12 protein-coding genes are annotated in these 14,656 nt (G+C 70.9%); 7 read left to right on the top strand and 5 right to left on the bottom strand.

Features of this window, described 5'->3' with window-relative positions; all coding sequences use genetic code 11:
* Nucleotides 1-143: 143 nt before the first annotated feature.
* A complete protein-coding gene (locus tag KGQ19_RS17865; protein WP_212010315.1) occupies nucleotides 144-3,653 on the top strand; it encodes a polarized growth protein Scy-related protein in 3,510 nt (1,169 codons plus the stop codon).
* Between the two features lie 268 nt (nucleotides 3,654-3,921).
* Nucleotides 3,922-4,875, top strand: a complete 954-nt coding sequence (locus KGQ19_RS17860) for a coiled-coil domain-containing protein (protein WP_194896708.1) — start codon at nucleotides 3,922-3,924, stop codon at nucleotides 4,873-4,875.
* 397 nt (nucleotides 4,876-5,272) lie between these two features.
* On the opposite strand, the gene KGQ19_RS17855 is transcribed toward KGQ19_RS17860, so the two are convergent.
* Together KGQ19_RS17855 and KGQ19_RS17850 are read right to left on the bottom strand one after the other, a co-directional pair.
* Nucleotides 5,273-6,166 (bottom strand): subtilase-type protease inhibitor, encoded by an 894-nt coding sequence (locus tag KGQ19_RS17855; protein WP_212010314.1) that lies wholly within the window; start codon nucleotides 6,164-6,166, stop codon nucleotides 5,273-5,275.
* 39 nt (nucleotides 6,167-6,205) lie between these two features.
* Nucleotides 6,206-6,703, bottom strand: coding sequence for a SigE family RNA polymerase sigma factor (locus KGQ19_RS17850; protein WP_212010313.1), 498 nt, complete (start codon nucleotides 6,701-6,703; stop codon nucleotides 6,206-6,208).
* A 137-nt stretch (nucleotides 6,704-6,840) separates the two neighbouring features.
* Here KGQ19_RS17850 and KGQ19_RS17845 point away from each other — a divergent pair, with 137 nt between their 5' ends.
* Nucleotides 6,841-8,067, top strand: coding sequence for an AI-2E family transporter (locus tag KGQ19_RS17845; protein ID WP_230418834.1), 1,227 nt, complete (start codon nucleotides 6,841-6,843; stop codon nucleotides 8,065-8,067).
* Here KGQ19_RS17845 and KGQ19_RS17840 read toward each other — a convergent pair.
* The gene (locus tag KGQ19_RS17840) at nucleotides 7,994-8,332 is read right to left on the bottom strand and encodes a DUF2087 domain-containing protein (protein WP_212010312.1); all 339 of its coding nucleotides are present in this window, start codon (nucleotides 8,330-8,332) and stop codon (nucleotides 7,994-7,996) included. The genes KGQ19_RS17845 and KGQ19_RS17840 overlap by 74 nt on opposite strands.
* 46 nt (nucleotides 8,333-8,378) lie before the next feature.
* Nucleotides 8,379-9,119 carry an alpha/beta hydrolase gene (locus KGQ19_RS17835; protein ID WP_212010311.1) on the bottom strand — a complete coding sequence of 247 codons (741 nt, stop codon included), beginning with the start codon at nucleotides 9,117-9,119 and terminating at the stop codon, nucleotides 8,379-8,381.
* Between the two features lie 104 nt (nucleotides 9,120-9,223).
* Here KGQ19_RS17835 and KGQ19_RS17830 point away from each other — a divergent pair, with 104 nt between their 5' ends.
* The 4 genes from KGQ19_RS17830 to KGQ19_RS17815 all read left to right on the top strand — a co-directional run bounded on the left by KGQ19_RS17830 (nucleotide 9,224) and on the right by KGQ19_RS17815 (nucleotide 13,371).
* On the top strand, nucleotides 9,224-10,252 hold the full coding sequence (locus tag KGQ19_RS17830) for an ABC transporter ATP-binding protein (protein WP_212010310.1): 1,029 nt from the start codon (nucleotides 9,224-9,226) through the stop codon (nucleotides 10,250-10,252).
* 1 nt (nucleotide 10,253) lies between these two features.
* On the top strand, nucleotides 10,254-11,339 hold the full coding sequence (locus KGQ19_RS17825; RefSeq protein WP_212010309.1) for a DUF2705 family protein: 1,086 nt from the start codon (nucleotides 10,254-10,256) through the stop codon (nucleotides 11,337-11,339).
* Nucleotides 11,340-11,425: 86 nt separating this feature from the next.
* Nucleotides 11,426-12,523, top strand: coding sequence for an ABC transporter ATP-binding protein (locus KGQ19_RS17820; protein ID WP_212010308.1), 1,098 nt, complete (start codon nucleotides 11,426-11,428; stop codon nucleotides 12,521-12,523).
* On the top strand, nucleotides 12,520-13,371 hold the full coding sequence (locus KGQ19_RS17815) for an ABC transporter permease (protein ID WP_212010307.1): 852 nt from the start codon (nucleotides 12,520-12,522) through the stop codon (nucleotides 13,369-13,371). Before KGQ19_RS17820 ends, KGQ19_RS17815 begins: the two co-directional genes overlap by 4 nt.
* A gap of 138 nt (nucleotides 13,372-13,509) precedes the next feature.
* On the opposite strand, the gene cax is transcribed toward KGQ19_RS17815, so the two are convergent.
* On the bottom strand, nucleotides 13,510-14,607 hold the full coding sequence (gene cax / locus KGQ19_RS17810; protein ID WP_212010306.1) for a calcium/proton exchanger: 1,098 nt from the start codon (nucleotides 14,605-14,607) through the stop codon (nucleotides 13,510-13,512).
* Nucleotides 14,608-14,656 lie beyond the last annotated feature (49 nt).

Genomic DNA, 14,656 nt, shown 5'->3' with positions numbered 1-14,656 from the left:
ACCTTCCACAAGGTACTGATTCTGGTGGGAGATGCCCGACTTGAGCGGGCATGGGAGCCGGGCCTGGTACGATCCGAAGCCTCTACTCATTCCCCGGCCCGACTAGGTGTCATCCGGCCGGAAATCTGACACGATTCACTGTCATGGGACCAGGGCGGCTCGACGAACGCAGCACGGATCGCTACGGCGACCGTGCCGGCGATCGCGGCTCCCACGCGCGCCGGGGCGCGAACCCCTCGCAGTCGGGCGACTACCCGCCGCGTTCGCGCTCGGCGGCCCCCGGCGACTCCTGGGACGACGGCGGCTACGACACCGGCGGCTACGACAAGCACGACGTCGAGGCCACGTTCTCGGAGATGGAGAAGGAGCTCGACAAGCTCCGCACCGCGCGCGACGAGGCGCTGACCGACACCGAGGACCTGCGCTACCAGATCGAGGTCCTGCGCTCCAAGCTGCACGAGCAGCGCCGGCTGGCCGCGCAGCCGCGCTTCGACAACATCTCCGGGCAGGTGGAGCAGATGCTCCGCAACGCCCAGATCCAGGCCGACCAGGTCCGCGCGGCCGCCGAGCGCGAGCTGCGCGAGTCCCGCGCGAAGACGGCCCGGCTCCTGGAGGAGGCCGCGCACCGGTCCGCGGAGCTGGAAGCCGAGTGGCACACCGAGGTCGGCAACCGCCGGCAGTCGCTGGACCGCGAGCTGACCGAGAAGCGGCAGCAGGCCGAGGCTCAGGTCAACGAGATGGCCGCGTGGGCCGAGAAGGTCCGCTCGGACACCGAGGCGCACCGCGGCCGGATCATCGAGGCGGCCCGGGGCGAGGTCGAGGCCGGCCGCGACCGGATAGCGATGGAGACCGCGCAGGCCATCGAGCACGTCCGCATGGAGACCGAGAACATGCGGACCACGGCGCGCGCCGAGGCCGAGAAGACCCGCGAGGCGGCCAACGCCGAGGCCGAGCGGGTGCTGGCCGCGGCCGGCGGCCAGGCCGCCCAGGCCCAGGAGCACGCCGCGCAGATCCGCGGCACCGCCAAGTCCGAGGCCGAGGCCACGGTGAACTCCGCGCGTGCCGAGGCCTCGCGGATGCTGATGGAATCCGGCGCGCAGGCCGAGCGGATCCGCGCGGAGTCCAGCGCCGAGGCGATGCGGGTACGCGGCGAGGCCGAGGCGGCGGCGCAGCACCAGCGGGCCGAGGCCGAGGCGAACGCGCGGCAGGCGCGCCAGGAGGCGGCGAACGACGCCGCGCGGATGCGGGCCGAGGCGCGCACCGACGCCGACCAGGTCACCGGGAACGCCGCCCGGATCCTGGCCGAGGCCGAGGAGCAGGCGGCCACGCGGCTGGACCAGGTGGCCCGGACCGTCGAGGAGCTGATCGGCAAGGGCCAGGCCGACGCCGAGGCCACCCGGGTCGCCGCCGAGGAGGACGTGGCCCCGCTGCGCGGCCAGATCGAGGCGCTGCACGCGCAGGCCAGCGAACTGCACTCGGCGGCCCAGCAGGCACACGATGAGGCGCACACCGCCGCCGAGCAACTGCGGGTCGACACCGAGGCCGGTGTCCAGGCCATGCAGAACGGCGCCCGCGAGGAGATCCAGCGGCTGCGCGAGAAGGCCCAGGCCCGGATCGACGAGGCGCAGGCGCGCTCGGACACCGAGACCGCGAAGGTCCGCGAAGAGGCGGACCACTACTCGCAGAACACCCGGGGCGAGGCCGACACCTACGCCAGCAACACCCGCGGCGAGGCGGACACCTACGCGGACAACACCCGCAACGCGGTCAAGGCCGAGGCCGACAAGCTGCGCGCGGACACCGAGGCGTACTCGCTGACGGTACGGCAGGACGCTGATACCTACGCCGCGCAGACCCGGGCCACGATCGACGCCGAGTCCGGCAAGGTCCGCGCGGACGCCGACGCCTACGCCCAGCAGATGCAGCTGGCCGCCGACCAGTACTCGGCGCAGACCCGGGGCGAGGCGGACTCGTACTCGGAGGGCACCAAGTCCGACGCCGACGCGTACGCGGCCAAGACGAAGGCGGACTCCGAGCTCGCCTCCGAGCGGCTCCAGGCCGACACCGACAACTACTCGACCGGGGTGCGGGCCGAGGCCGACGCGTATGCCGCGAAGACCAAGGCCGATTCCGAGCACGTCGCGGACAACCTCCGGACCGAGACCGAGAACTACGCGAACGGCGTCCGGGCCGAGGCGGACGCGTACGCGGCCAAGACCAAGGCCGACTCCGAGCAAGTCGCCGAGAACCTCCGCATCGAGACCGAGAACTACTCGGCCGCGGTGCGCGGCGAGGCCGACGCCTACGCCGCCAAGGTCAAGGCCGACTCCGAGCAGGCCGCCGAGAACCTCCGCATCGAGACCGAGAACTACTCGGCCGCGGTGCGCGGCGAGGCCGACGCCTACGCGGCGCAGACCAAGGCCGACTCCGACCGCGCCGCCGACGAGGCGCGGGGCGAGGCGGAGAAGTACTCGCACACCACGCGCGCCGCCGCCGACGTGTACGCGGCGAAGACGAAGGCTGATTCGGAGCGGGCCGGGGAGATCACCCGCACCACGGCCGACGACTACGCGAACGCGCTGCGGGCCGAGACCGAGGCGTACGCGACCAAGACCAAGGCCGATTCCGACCGCGCCGCACAGGTCACCCGCGCCGAGGCCGACTCCTATTCCACGCAGACCCGGCAGGCCGCCGAGGCCGTGGCCAACGAGACGATGGAAGCGGCGCAGGCCGAGGCGCGCAAGATCGGCGAGGAGGGCACGCGGTACGCGACCGCCGTGCGCGCCGAGGTCGCCGGGATAGTGGAGGAGGCGCAGACCGCCGCCGACCGCCAGCTCGGCGACGCCGAGCGGATCCGGGGCGAGGCCGAGGCGGCCGCCGCGGTGCTCGGGGTGGAGGCCGCCGAGGAGGCGGTCCAGGTCCGCGCCGAGGCCCGCCGCGACGCCGCCGCGATGCGGGCCGAGGCCGAGGCCACCTTGGCCGAGTCCCGGACCAAGGCCGACACCATGGTGAAGGCCGCGAAGTCGGAGTCCGAGCGGATCCACCACGAGTCGGCGGCCAGCGCCGAGGCGGCCCGGGCCGACGCCGACAAGATCCGCAGCGACGCCCGCGAGGAGACCGGCCGCAAGCTGGAATCGGCCGGCCGGGACGCCGACAAGCTGGTCGCGATGGCCCGCTCGGAGGCCGTGAAGGTGCGCGCCGACAGCGAGAACGAGGTCGACAAGATGCTCTCGGCGGCGCGCGATGAGTCCACGCGCGTCACCTCGACCGCCGAGGCCGAGGCCGAGCGCGTCACCGCCGCGGCCAAGGCCGATGTCGAGCGGATAAGGCGGACCGCGGACGGGGTGCTGGAAGCCGCCGACAAGAAGGCGCTGGAGACCCGCGAGCAGGCCAACTCCAAGGCCGAGACCGCCCTGGCCACCGCGCGCAAGCAGGCCGCTGAGACCGTCGCGGAGGCGCGGGAGCTGGCCGAGCAACTGGTCGAGAAGGCCAAGGAGGAGACCGAGCGGCTGCGGGCCGACGCCAAGCGCGAGGTCGAGGAGATCGAGGTGCGCAAGCAGGAGATCAAGGCGGAGATGTCGCGGGTGCACGGGGTGCTGGACGCGCTGGCGACCTCGGTCTCCGTTCCCGTCGGGCCGCCGTCGGAGGACTGAGAAGCGTGTCTGTTCCGCCGTCCCCGCCGCACCACGACACCCGGTATGTGTTGGTCCACGGCCCGTGACGCATGATCAGCTAATGCACTCGATAGGGCGGGTTTGCCGGGTTCGTTTGTTCGATTACGGCACACCCGGTCGAAGACCGGCGGGTTTCGTGCCAGGATTCCCCTTACACCACCACAGCCCGGTACACCTTCACCGCCACTTGTAGATTGTTCACTCACCCCCGGCCCGACGCGGGCCAGTGAATCGCGACAGGGATCTCATGAGCGACATGCATTCGCCGCACGGCTTCGAGCAAGTGCGCCGCGGGTACGACCCGGTTCAGGTCAACGACCGAATCACCAAGCTGATCGCCGAGCGGGACGCCGCTCACTCCCGGTCAGGCTCGCTGGAGAAGCGCATCGAGGAACTGCACCTGGAGAACCAGACCGTGCAGGCGCAGCTCGCCGACAGCGAGCCGAGCTACGCCGGTCTCGGCGCGCGCGTGGAGAAGATCCTGCGCCTGGCCGAGGAAGAGGCGAAGGACCTGCGCGAGGAGGCCCGCCGGGCCGCCGACGCGCACCGCGAGCTGGCCGACCAGGCCGCCATGAAGGTCCGCACCGACGCCGAGCAGTACGCCAAGGACCGCAAGGCCAAGGCGGACGAAGAGGCCGTGCGGATCGTCGAGAAGGCCAAGGACGACGCCAACCAGGTCCGCGCCACCGCCGCCAAGGACGCGGCGACCAAGCGCGAGGAGGCCGAAGCCCTCTTCGAGGAGACCCGCGCCAAGGCCGCGGCGGCCGCCACCGACTTCGAGACCAAGCTGGCCAAGCGCCGCGAGCAGTCCGAGCGGGACCTGGCCGCGCGCCAGGCCAAGGCCGAGAAGCGGCTGGCCGAGATCGAGAACCGGGCCGAGCAGCTGCGCCTGGAGGCCGAGAAGATGCGCACCGACGCCGAGCGCCGGGCCCGGTCCACGATCGAGACCGCGCAGCGCCAGGCCGACGACATCATCGCCGACGCGCGCAGCAAGACCGACCGCATCCGCAGCGAGGCCGAGCGCGAGCTGGCGGCGCTGACCCACCGCCGCGACAGCATCAACGCGCAGCTGCACAACGTGCGCGAGATGCTGGCCACGCTGACCGGCGGCGCGGTCAACGTCAACGCCCTGGCGGCGCTGAACGAGGCCGAGGACGAGCTGGAGCAGGCCGACGACGCGGCGATCCCGGCGCAGCGCTGAGTCTTCGCCCCCGCCGGCGGTTGTGGTGCACCGGCCGGCGGGGGCGGATCGGGATCGCTTGCGGGATCGTTTGCGGGATCGTTTGACGGGCGGACAACAGGCGGCGCCGGCATCGGCCCGAGCCTGAAGGGTTTCAGTCCGAAACCCCGGCGGCAGCGGACGACCGGCGCTCGCAGCAGAGCTGCCGACACCGATCGGGAAAGCCGGTTTCGGCAGACGTCGCGAGCGCGCCCCCGGACCCTCTGGGTGGGTCCGGGGGCGCTTTTGCGTTCCGGCGCGAAGCGCTTCGGTGCGCTTTGGTGCGCCGCGTTCGCGCCGGGCTTCTATCAGCCCACTGTTTCGGCTGCTTCAGTTACTTCCGCTACTTCAGACACTTCAGACACTTCGGCTGCTTCGGCTACTTCGTGTTCGTCGGGTTCGGCGGCTGGCCCGGAGCCGGCGTCCAGTTGTTGAAGCTGCCGATCTTCACGCCCTGCGTGTCGTACTCGTCGAAGGACACGCGGAAGCCCTGATCGTCCTTGGGGATCGGCAGGAAATAGAACGCCTCGTCGTTCAGGCCGGGCGCCGGGATCGTGGCGGCCGAGACCGGGGCCAGGCCGTCCACGTGCGCGACGACCTTCGCCACGTTGGCCGGGACCATGCCCATCTGCAGGGTGCCCGCACCGCTGGGGTAGTAGTACTTCAGGGTGTACTGGATGGCCCACATGAGGCCCGAGGGGCCTTCATACTTGACCGGCAGACAGTAGGGCCCCATCGACGGGTTGATGGACGAGGTGTGACCGTCCACGGTGAGGACGAGCCCGAGGCACTTGTCCCCGGCGGTCAGAGCGTTGTTGCCTGGGATCGTCTCGAAGGTGACCGTCCAGGTGTGGCCCTCGATGCTTCCGGTGGCCACGACGGTCGGCTTGGTCGGCAGACCGGCGGGGTCGCCGCCGGTGTCGCTCTTGGCGGGGCTGCTGGGCGCGCCGCTGTCGCCGACGCCGACGCCCTTCGTCAGGGTTTTGGCGTCCGGCGGGGCGAGGAGGCCGGGAGCCTTCGTGGTGCCCGTGTTGCTCGCCGCGTTCGTCGTGCTGCCCGCCTGGTCGGGCCCGGCGGCGATGGCCGTGGCGGCCAGCGGCACCGCGGCCACGATCGCCAGCGCCCCGCCGGCGACGGCGGCCCGGCGCCCGACGATGCGGCGGCGCCCGGCGGCGACGATGGCGTCGGTCGGGGCCGAGGTCAGACCGCGGTCGGCGACCGCGGGGGCGAACAGCTCGCGCACCGCGGAGCCGTCGAATTCTTCGTCGTTCATGGATTCCCGTCTTCCGTGCTGGATGGGTGGGTTGGTGATTCAGCGCGACGCCAGCACCGAGGCGTGCGTGCGCAACTTGGCCAGCGCCTTGGACGACTGGCTCTTCACGGTGCCGACCGAACAGCCGAGGATCCGCGCCGTCTGCGCCTCGCTGTAGTCCTCCCAGTACCGCAGCACCACGACTTCGCGCTGCCGCTTCGGAAGCGAGGCCAGCGCGGCCAACAGACCGGCCCGCTGATCCACCCGCGAGGTCGGGTCCCCGCCGCCGCGCTCGGGCACCGCGGCCGTCAGATCCTCAACGACCCGCCGCCTCCGGAAGCGGTTTTTGTTCTGGTTGATCAGGATCCGCATGGTGTACGCGTCCATGTCCTGGGCCGTGCGGACCCGCGACCACGAAGCGAACACCCGCACCAAAGCCGTCTGCGCCAGATCCTCCGCGTGCCACGGATCCCCTGTGAGCAGCGCCGCGGCCCTTACCAGCCACGTCCAGCGGCCGGCCACGTACTCGCGGAACTCTGCCTCGTCCTCGGCTCTCATCGGCACCTCCTTCGACCATGCAGACCCGGGCCCGGTGCGCGGTAGTTGCCCGAGTTGGGAAATCGTTCGGCGGACGGCCACCGGCGACGCCGGTCCGCAACCGGCCTGGCGACCCGCGCCTCAACTAAACTCCCCCCATGACCGCCGCCGATCAGGTTCCCGCCGAGTCCGCAAGCGCGAGCAGCGCCTCGGCGTCCCGGGCGGCGGCCAAGCCCGCGCTGACCCGGACGCCGCCGTTCGCGATCGGGCTGGTCGGCGGGTTCGGTGTGCTGGGCGCCTACTATCTGGGCCGGACGCTCACCAACGTCGTCGACATCATCGTCATGATCACCATGGCGCTGGTGCTGGCCGCCGGGCTCAATCCGTTCGTGGAGATGCTCACCGGGCGCGGGTTCCACCGGCGGTGGGCCGTGACGATCGTGGCACTGGCGGTGCTGGCTCTGTTCGCCGGCTTCATCGTCGTCATCGCCAAGCCGCTGACCGACCAGACCTCGTCCCTGATCCACAACGGCGTGCCCGACGGCTTGAAGAAGCTGCAGGACAACTCCACGATCCAGCGGCTGGACAAGAAGTACCACCTGATCACGAAGCTGCAGAACTGGTTCAGCACCGCCGACACCACCAAGACGCTGGCCGGCGGCGCGTTCGGTTTCGGCAAGGCGGTGCTCACCAGCGTCTTCAAGGCCTTCACGATCCTGATGCTGACGCTGTACTTCCTCGGCTCGCTGCCGTCCATGACCTCCGGCGGCCTCAAGCTCGTCCCCCGCTCCCGCCGCGAGCGGGCCGCGGACCTGACCGACCGGGTGCTGAACCGGGTCGGCGGCTACGTCTCCGGAGCGCTGGTCGTCTCCACTTGCGCCACCCTGGCCAGCTGGCTGGCGATGTCCATTATGGGCGTGCGCTTCGCTTTGCCGCTGGCCCTGCTGGTCGGGCTCACCGACCTGATCCCGATCATCGGCGCGACCTTCGGCGCGTTCCTGGCCTGCGCCGTCATCCTGCTGCTGGACTCGCCGGTCAAGGCGCTCGCGGCCCTGATCTTCTTCGTGCTCTACCAGCAGCTGGAGAACTACCTGATCTACCCGCGCGTGATGTCCCGGACCGTCGACCTGCCGCCGGCGGTCGCGGTGATAGCGGCGCTGGCCGGTTACACCATCCTGGGCGTCTCCGGCGCGCTGCTGTTCATCCCGCTGACCGCCGGGCTGCTGGTGATCGTGCGCCAGGTCGTGCTGCCGGCCCAGGACCGCGACCCGGACGCGCAGCCGCCCGGCACTCCGACGTCGGAACCGCCGGCTAGCCCTGGGCCGGAACAGCGGTCGGGGTCTGGACCGGCAGGCGATACTCCCGCCCGGCCTGATCCCGCGTGAGGTGCCGGCTCTCGACGAGGTAGCGGCGCAGCGCCACGTAGTCGTCGAAGACGGGCATCAGCGCCGCGTTGACTTCCTGCTCGCTGTACGCGCGTCCCGGCTCGAAGGCCCGGGCGGCGATGTGCTTCAGCAGCTTGTCGCGCAGCTCCTGGCTCCGGGCCCGCAAAGAAGGCATCTGCACCACGCGGCCGTGGCTGTAGCACTGGATGATCCGCGGATCGGAGCTCCCGGAACCGCGGTCGGCGCTCTGGCGTGAGGTGTCCATGCCTCGATGATCGTCATCCGGCCGGTCCGCGCCAACCGGATATCGGCTACTCGGCGAACGTCTCGAACGGTCCGTCCCACGTGGTGGCCAGCGGACAAGCCGCCGGGTTCACGCGCTTGACGATCTCGTTGTGCACACGCTGTACGTACTTCTCGCCGACCCACAGGTGCTTCGCGCCGTCGACGCCGATCACCTCGGCCTGCGGGATGCGGGCGAACCGCTCCCGCGCCTGAGCCGGCCGCAGGTAGTCGTCGAACTCCGGCACCAGCGCCACGACCGGCTTGCCGGAGGCGCCCCAGCGGTCCAGATCCTCCGGCCGCGAGTAGCGCAACGGCGGCGAGAGCAGGATCAGGCCGTCGATCGAGGGGTCCTCGCCGTACATCAGCGCCAGGTCGGTCCCGAACGACCAGCCGATCAGCCAGCGGTTCGGCAGGTCCTCGTAGTCCGCGAACTCGATCGCGGCCTCCACGTCGAACCGCTCCCCCACCGCGTGGTCGAACTCGCCCTGGCTCCGGCCGGCCGGCGAGACCGTGCCGCGGGTGTTGAAGCGCAGGACCGCCAGGTCCGCCAGCGCCGGCAGCCGCCAGGCCGCCTTGCGGTAGATATGGCTGTCCATGAAGCCGCCGTGGGTGGGCAGCGGGTGCAGTGTGACCAGAGTGCCGGCCGGGGTGCGGCCGTCCGGGGGCAGCGCCAGCTCGCCGACCAACTCCAGGCCGTCGGCGGTGGTCAGGGTCACCGGCCGGCGCTCGGCCGGCAGGATGGTGGTGGCGCGGATGTCGGTGCTCATCGCGATCAACGGTACCTCCCCCTACTAAGGGCTAATACCTGACCTGGTAACGAAAGACCTAAGGGCGACGACGGGCCCTACTCAACGCCGATACGGTCTATCGCATGATCGAAGCAACAGGGCTCACCAAACAGTACGGCGACAAGAAAGCCGTCGACGGCTTGACGTTCACCGTGCGTCCGGGGGTGGTGACCGGCTTCCTCGGTCCGAACGGCGCCGGAAAGTCGACGACCATGCGGATGATCCTGGGCCTGGACGCTCCGACGTCCGGCACGGTCACCGTCAACGGCCGCCCCTATGCCAAGGCCGTGGCCCCGATGCGCGAGGTCGGCGCATTGCTGGACGCCAAGGCGATCCACGGCGGCCGCACCGCCTACAACCACCTGCTGTGCCTGGCGCAGTCCAACCACCTGCCGGCCCGCCGGGTCAAGGAGGTGCTGGAGCTGACCGGCCTGCGCGAGGTGGCCAAGAAGCGCTCGGGGGGATTCTCGCTGGGCATGGGCCAGCGGCTGGGCATCGCCGCGGCGCTGCTCGGCGACCCCAAGGTGCTGATGTTCGACGAGCCGGTCAACGGCCTGGACCCGGACGGCATCCGCTGGATCCGCGAGTTCATGCGCAAGCTGGCCTCCGAGGGCCGCACGGTCTTCGTCTCCTCGCACCTGATGTCCGAGATGGAGCACACCGCCGACCACCTGATCGTGATCGGCCGGGGCAAACTGCAGGCGGACTGCTCGGTGCAGGAGTTCATCTCCCGCAACTCCGAGCAGACGGTCACGGTCCGCACCCCGGACGCCATGCAGCTGATGCAGCTGCTGGCCAGTAAGGGCGCGCGGGTCACCAACGACGCCGGCGGCCTGATCACGGTGCGCGGCGCCAGCCCGCAGCAGATCGGCGACCTGGCCTTCGACAACCAGATCCGGGTGCACGAACTCGCGCCGCACCAGGCCTCGCTGGAAGAGGCCTTCATGGAGATGACCAAGGACGAGGTCGAGTACCGCGCGGCCGGCGTCGGCGGCTACGGACCGGGCGGTCCCGGTGGACCCGGCGGTCCCGCTGGTCCAGGCGGACCCGGAGCATCGCAGAACCCGTACGCCCCCGGCCAGAACCCCGGCCAGATGATCGGAGCCCGTTGAGATGAGCACCCCCTCGCAGACCGGGCAGCCGCAGAACCCGGGCTTCGCGCCGCAGGACCAGGCGGCGGCCCAGCCCGGGCCGGGTTACGGGCCGGGTTACGGGCCGGGATACGCCGCCGCGCAGAACGCCGTACCGAACACCGCACCCGGACAGGCGCCGATGCAGGCGGCCCCGGGATACGCACCGGGCCAGCCGGTGCCGGCCGACGCCGGCTTCGGCGGCCAGCCCGGGGCTCCCGGCCACTACGGCCAGCCCGGAAACCCCGGCCGGCACGGCGCGGCCGGCCAGGTCGACGCCGCCGGCCCCGACCGCTTCCCGGGCGCGAAGGCCACCTTCGGCACCGCCCTGCGCTCGGAGTGGACCAAGATCCGCACCGTCCGCTCCACCTTCTGGACCCTGCTGATCACCATCGTGCTCACCATCGGCCTGAGCGTCCTGATCGCCTTCGGCTCCTCGAGCCACCCCAGCAGCGACGGCAGCGACGACTGGACCGCGATCTCCATGTCCGGCCTGTTCTTCGGGCAGCTGGTGATCGTGGTCTTCGGCGCGATGGCGATCACCGCCGAGTACAGCACCGGCATGATCCGCACCTCGCTGACCAGCCAGCCGCGCCGGGCCACGCTGTTCTGGGCCAAGGCCACGATCGTCACGGCGGTGGCGCTGGCGGTCGGGCTGATCTGCTCGTTCGTGTCCTTCTTCATCGCCTCCGGCATCTACTCCGGCCACCACATCCATGTGGCCCTGGGCGACCACGGCGTACTGCGCGCGGTGTTCGGCGGCGGCTTGTACATGGCGGGCACCGCGCTGCTGGCCTTCGGGCTCGGCGCGATCCTGCGGCACACCGCCGGGGCCATCACGTCCTCGGTCGGGGTGCTGTTCATCCTGTTCATCCTGGTGCAGTTCCTGCCGGGGAACTGGCACACCGACATCGCCAAGTGGATTCCGTTCAACGCCGGGCTGCAGATCATCGCCACCAGGCCGGCCGACGACATGCTCTCGCCGTGGGCCGGGTTCGGGGTGTTCGCCGCTTATGCCGCCGCGGCCGTGATCGGTGGCGCAATCGTGATGCGGAGCAAGGACGCGTAGACGCGGTTTTCCCAGGCGTTTTCAGTAAGCTTCGAGGCGGGGCCAGGGGTCGCTGGCTCCGTCTCGCGCTGTCTGAGGGGGCCGCCGTGATCGAAGTGCACGACCTGTCTAAGCGGTACGGGGCCAAAACCGCCGTCGATCACCTGACGTTCTCGGTGCAACCGGGACGGATCACCGGGTTCCTGGGCCCGAACGGGGCCGGCAAATCCACCACGATGCGGCTGATCCTGGGCCTGGACCGGCCGCAGTCCGGCACCGCGACGATCGACGGCGTCCGGTACGCGGACCTGCGCGAGCCGCTGCGCAAAGTCGGGGCGCTGCTGGAAGCCCGAGCCGTCCACACCGGCCGCTCGGCCTACAACCACCTGCTGTGCCTGGCACAGAGCCAGGGCCTGCCCCGCAAGCGGGTGGAGGAGTCACTGGCCCTGGTCGGGCTGACCGAGGTGGCCAAGAAGCGGGCCGGCGGCTTCTCGCTGGGCATGGGCCAGCGGCTGGGCATCGCCGCGGCGCTGCTCGGCGACCCGCAGGTGCTGATCCTGGACGAGCCGGTCAACGGGCTCGACCCGGAGGGCGTGCTGTGGATCAGGAACCTGATGAAGGCGCTGGCCGCCGCCGGGAAGACCATCTTCGTCTCCTCCCACCTGATGAGCGAGATGGCGCAGACCGCCGACCACCTGGTGGTGATCGGCCGCGGCGCGCTGATCGCGGACGAGTCGGTGGACGCGTTCATCGCGCGCTCCTCCGATCACTCGGTCCTGGTCCGGACGCCGCAGCCGAGCCAGCTCGCCAAGGAACTGGAACGGACGCCGGCCGAGGGTGAGGCCGACGGCGTCACGGTGGCGACCGCCGAGGACGGCTCGCTGATCGTCCGCGGCATGACGGCGCAGGAGATCGGCGAGAAGGCCGCCGCGGCGCGCGTGGTGCTGCACGAGCTGACCCCGCAGCGGGCCTCGTTGGAGGAGGCGTTCATGGAGATGACGCGGGGATCCGTCGAGTACCACGCGGATCTGGAGTCGCAGACCGGCGGGGCCGGTGCGGCTGGCGGCGGGATCGCGGACGCGGTGCCGCCGGGATTCGCACCGCCGGGCGCCGTGCCACCAGGCGCCGCGCCACCTGCCGCCCTGCCCTCCCAGGACCGGGCCGAACCGGCCGTCCCGACGTCCGGAAGCGAGGCCGCCGAATGACCGCCGCGACTCCCGACGCCCCGGCCACCGTGTCCGCGGGCCGGCCCGCCGAGGGCCGCCGCTCGGCCGCCTTCCCGCGCCTGCTGGCGATGGAGTGGACGAAGTTCCGCAGCGTACGCTCCACGGTCTGGTCACTGCTCGCCTTCGTGATCCTGACCCTGGGCCTGTCGGTGCTGTTCACCTGGCTGACCACGAGCCAGTGGTCGAAGATGGACCCGACCCAACAGCTCGCCTACCGACGGGACCCGACCGGCAACATCCTCGGCTCCGGATTCGTCCTGGGCCAGCTGGCGATCTGCGTCCTGGGCGTCATGGTGATCACCTCGGAGTACTCGACCGGCATGATCCGCGCCTCGGTCCTCGCCGCACCGAGGCGGACACCGATGCTCGCGGCCAAGGCGCTGGTGTTCGCCGTGGTGACCTTCGTGGTCGGCGAGATCGTCTCCTTCGGCGCCTTCTTCCTGGCCGCCCCGATCCTGCACAGCAAGGTCCCGGTGAGCCTCGGCGACAAGGGCGTCCTGCGGGCCCTGCTCGGCGCCGGCCTCTACCTGATGATGCTGGGCCTGTTCGCCCTCGCGATCGGCACCCTGATCCGGCACACCGCCGGCGCCATCACCGGCGTCATCGCCTTCGTCGAGGTGCTGGCCCCACTGGCGCAGCTGCTGCCGGGCTCGTTGGGCAAGCACGTCCACGCATATCTGCCGACGGAGGCCGGACACCTGGTCGCGCAGTCCGCACCGGGGACGAACGACCTGCTGTCGGCATGGCAGGGCTTCGGAGTGTTCTGCCTGTGGACCGCGGTGTTGCTGATCGCCGCTGGGTGGGTGCTGAAGCGGCGCGACGCTTAGCGCCACAGGTCCGGCCGGCCGGCGGAGAACAGCCAGGCGCCGCCGCGCCGTCCGGACCTACCATGCGAGCCATGGAAATCCAGGGCCGCTAATGGACACCGGCCAGTTCGAGGCCTGACACACACTCCCACCCCGGCACTATCCCCACCAGAAGGCCGTCGCCACCAACACGTACAGCCCGATCATCGCCGAGCCCTCCAGCCAGTCCGACTCGCCGTCCGAGATCAGGTACAGCACCGCCAACGTCGCGATCCCGACCGTGGTCACCAGCATCGGGTTGAAGACCAGGGTGAACGCCGGCCCGCCGATCACCGGGGACAGCAGCACCAGGGCGGGCGCCAGGACCAGCGCGATCTGCAGCGGGCTGTTCAGCACCACCGACAGCGCGTGGTCCGCCTTGTTCTGCCAGGCCAGCTTGACCCCGACCGCGTTCTCCACCGCGTTGCCCGCCAGCGCCACGATCACCAGGCCGGAGAAGGCCTGCGAGATGTGCAGGGAGTTCATCGCGGGAGTCAGGGCCGTGACGAACTGGTCGGAGACATACGCGGCGGCCAGCGCGGCAACCGCGAGCAGGGTGACGGCCAGCCAGAGCGGCCAGGGATTGGCGGCATCGAGCTCCTGCTTCACCTCAGCCGCCCCCTCGGCAGCGGTGGGCTCCAGATCGCGGCGCAGGCTCACCGGGATCGACAGGGCGAAGACCACCAGCAACACCACGGCGGTGACCCGGGCCAGCGCCACCTCGTGACCGGCCGCCGGGGAGTGGATGTAGGCGGCCAGGCTGGGGATCAGCATCGACGCCACCGACAGGATCATCAGACCCATGATGAGCCGCGCCCGCTGAATCGAGAAGCGCAGCACGCCGTGCCGCGCGCTGCCGACCACGAACGACAAGCCGAGCACCAGCAGCAGGTTCGCCATGATCGAGCCGATGATCGCGGAGCTGACCACCGTGGTCAGCCCGGCCCGCAGCGCGAACACCGACACGAACAGCTCCGGCAGGTTCCCCAGCGCGCCCTGCAACACCCCGACCGCACCGGCCCCGAGCCGATCCGCCAGATGATCCACCGCCCGCCCCACCATCGCCGCCACCAACGTGACAGCCACCGCCGTCACCAGGAACGGCGCCAGCGACCCGTGGGTGACCACGGCCGAGCCCGCGGTCGCGAGCCCGGTCAGGCCGAAGACGATCAGGTCCGAACGGGAGAAGACCCGTGAGCGCCCCGTGAGTGCGGTCATGCCCGGGACTATATGGGATCTCAGGCTGCGAACTTGTGGAGGGCGGGGC

Origin of the sequence: Catenulispora pinistramenti (assembly GCF_018274385.1) — a bacterium.
GTDB lineage: Bacteria > Actinomycetota > Actinomycetes > Streptomycetales > Catenulisporaceae > Catenulispora > Catenulispora pinistramenti.
This window is presented reverse-complemented; position numbering and strand designations above follow the sequence as displayed.

Coding starts and splice junctions, on each gene's coding strand:
- KGQ19_RS17825 (WP_212010309.1), top strand. CDS start 10,254: ATGAGCACCCCCTCGCAGACCGGGCAGCCGCAGAACCCGGGCTTCGCG.
- KGQ19_RS17850 (WP_212010313.1), bottom strand. CDS start 6,703: ATGAGAGCCGAGGACGAGGCAGAGTTCCGCGAGTACGTGGCCGGCCGC.
- KGQ19_RS17835 (WP_212010311.1), bottom strand. CDS start 9,119: ATGAGCACCGACATCCGCGCCACCACCATCCTGCCGGCCGAGCGCCGG.
- KGQ19_RS17860 (WP_194896708.1), top strand. CDS start 3,922: ATGAGCGACATGCATTCGCCGCACGGCTTCGAGCAAGTGCGCCGCGGG.
- KGQ19_RS17865 (WP_212010315.1), top strand. CDS start 144: ATGGGACCAGGGCGGCTCGACGAACGCAGCACGGATCGCTACGGCGAC.
- KGQ19_RS17840 (WP_212010312.1), bottom strand. CDS start 8,332: ATGGACACCTCACGCCAGAGCGCCGACCGCGGTTCCGGGAGCTCCGAT.
- KGQ19_RS17815 (WP_212010307.1), top strand. CDS start 12,520: ATGACCGCCGCGACTCCCGACGCCCCGGCCACCGTGTCCGCGGGCCGG.
- KGQ19_RS17855 (WP_212010314.1), bottom strand. CDS start 6,166: ATGAACGACGAAGAATTCGACGGCTCCGCGGTGCGCGAGCTGTTCGCC.
- KGQ19_RS17845 (WP_230418834.1), top strand. CDS start 6,841: ATGACCGCCGCCGATCAGGTTCCCGCCGAGTCCGCAAGCGCGAGCAGC.
- KGQ19_RS17830 (WP_212010310.1), top strand. CDS start 9,224: ATGATCGAAGCAACAGGGCTCACCAAACAGTACGGCGACAAGAAAGCC.
- cax (WP_212010306.1), bottom strand. CDS start 14,607: ATGACCGCACTCACGGGGCGCTCACGGGTCTTCTCCCGTTCGGACCTG.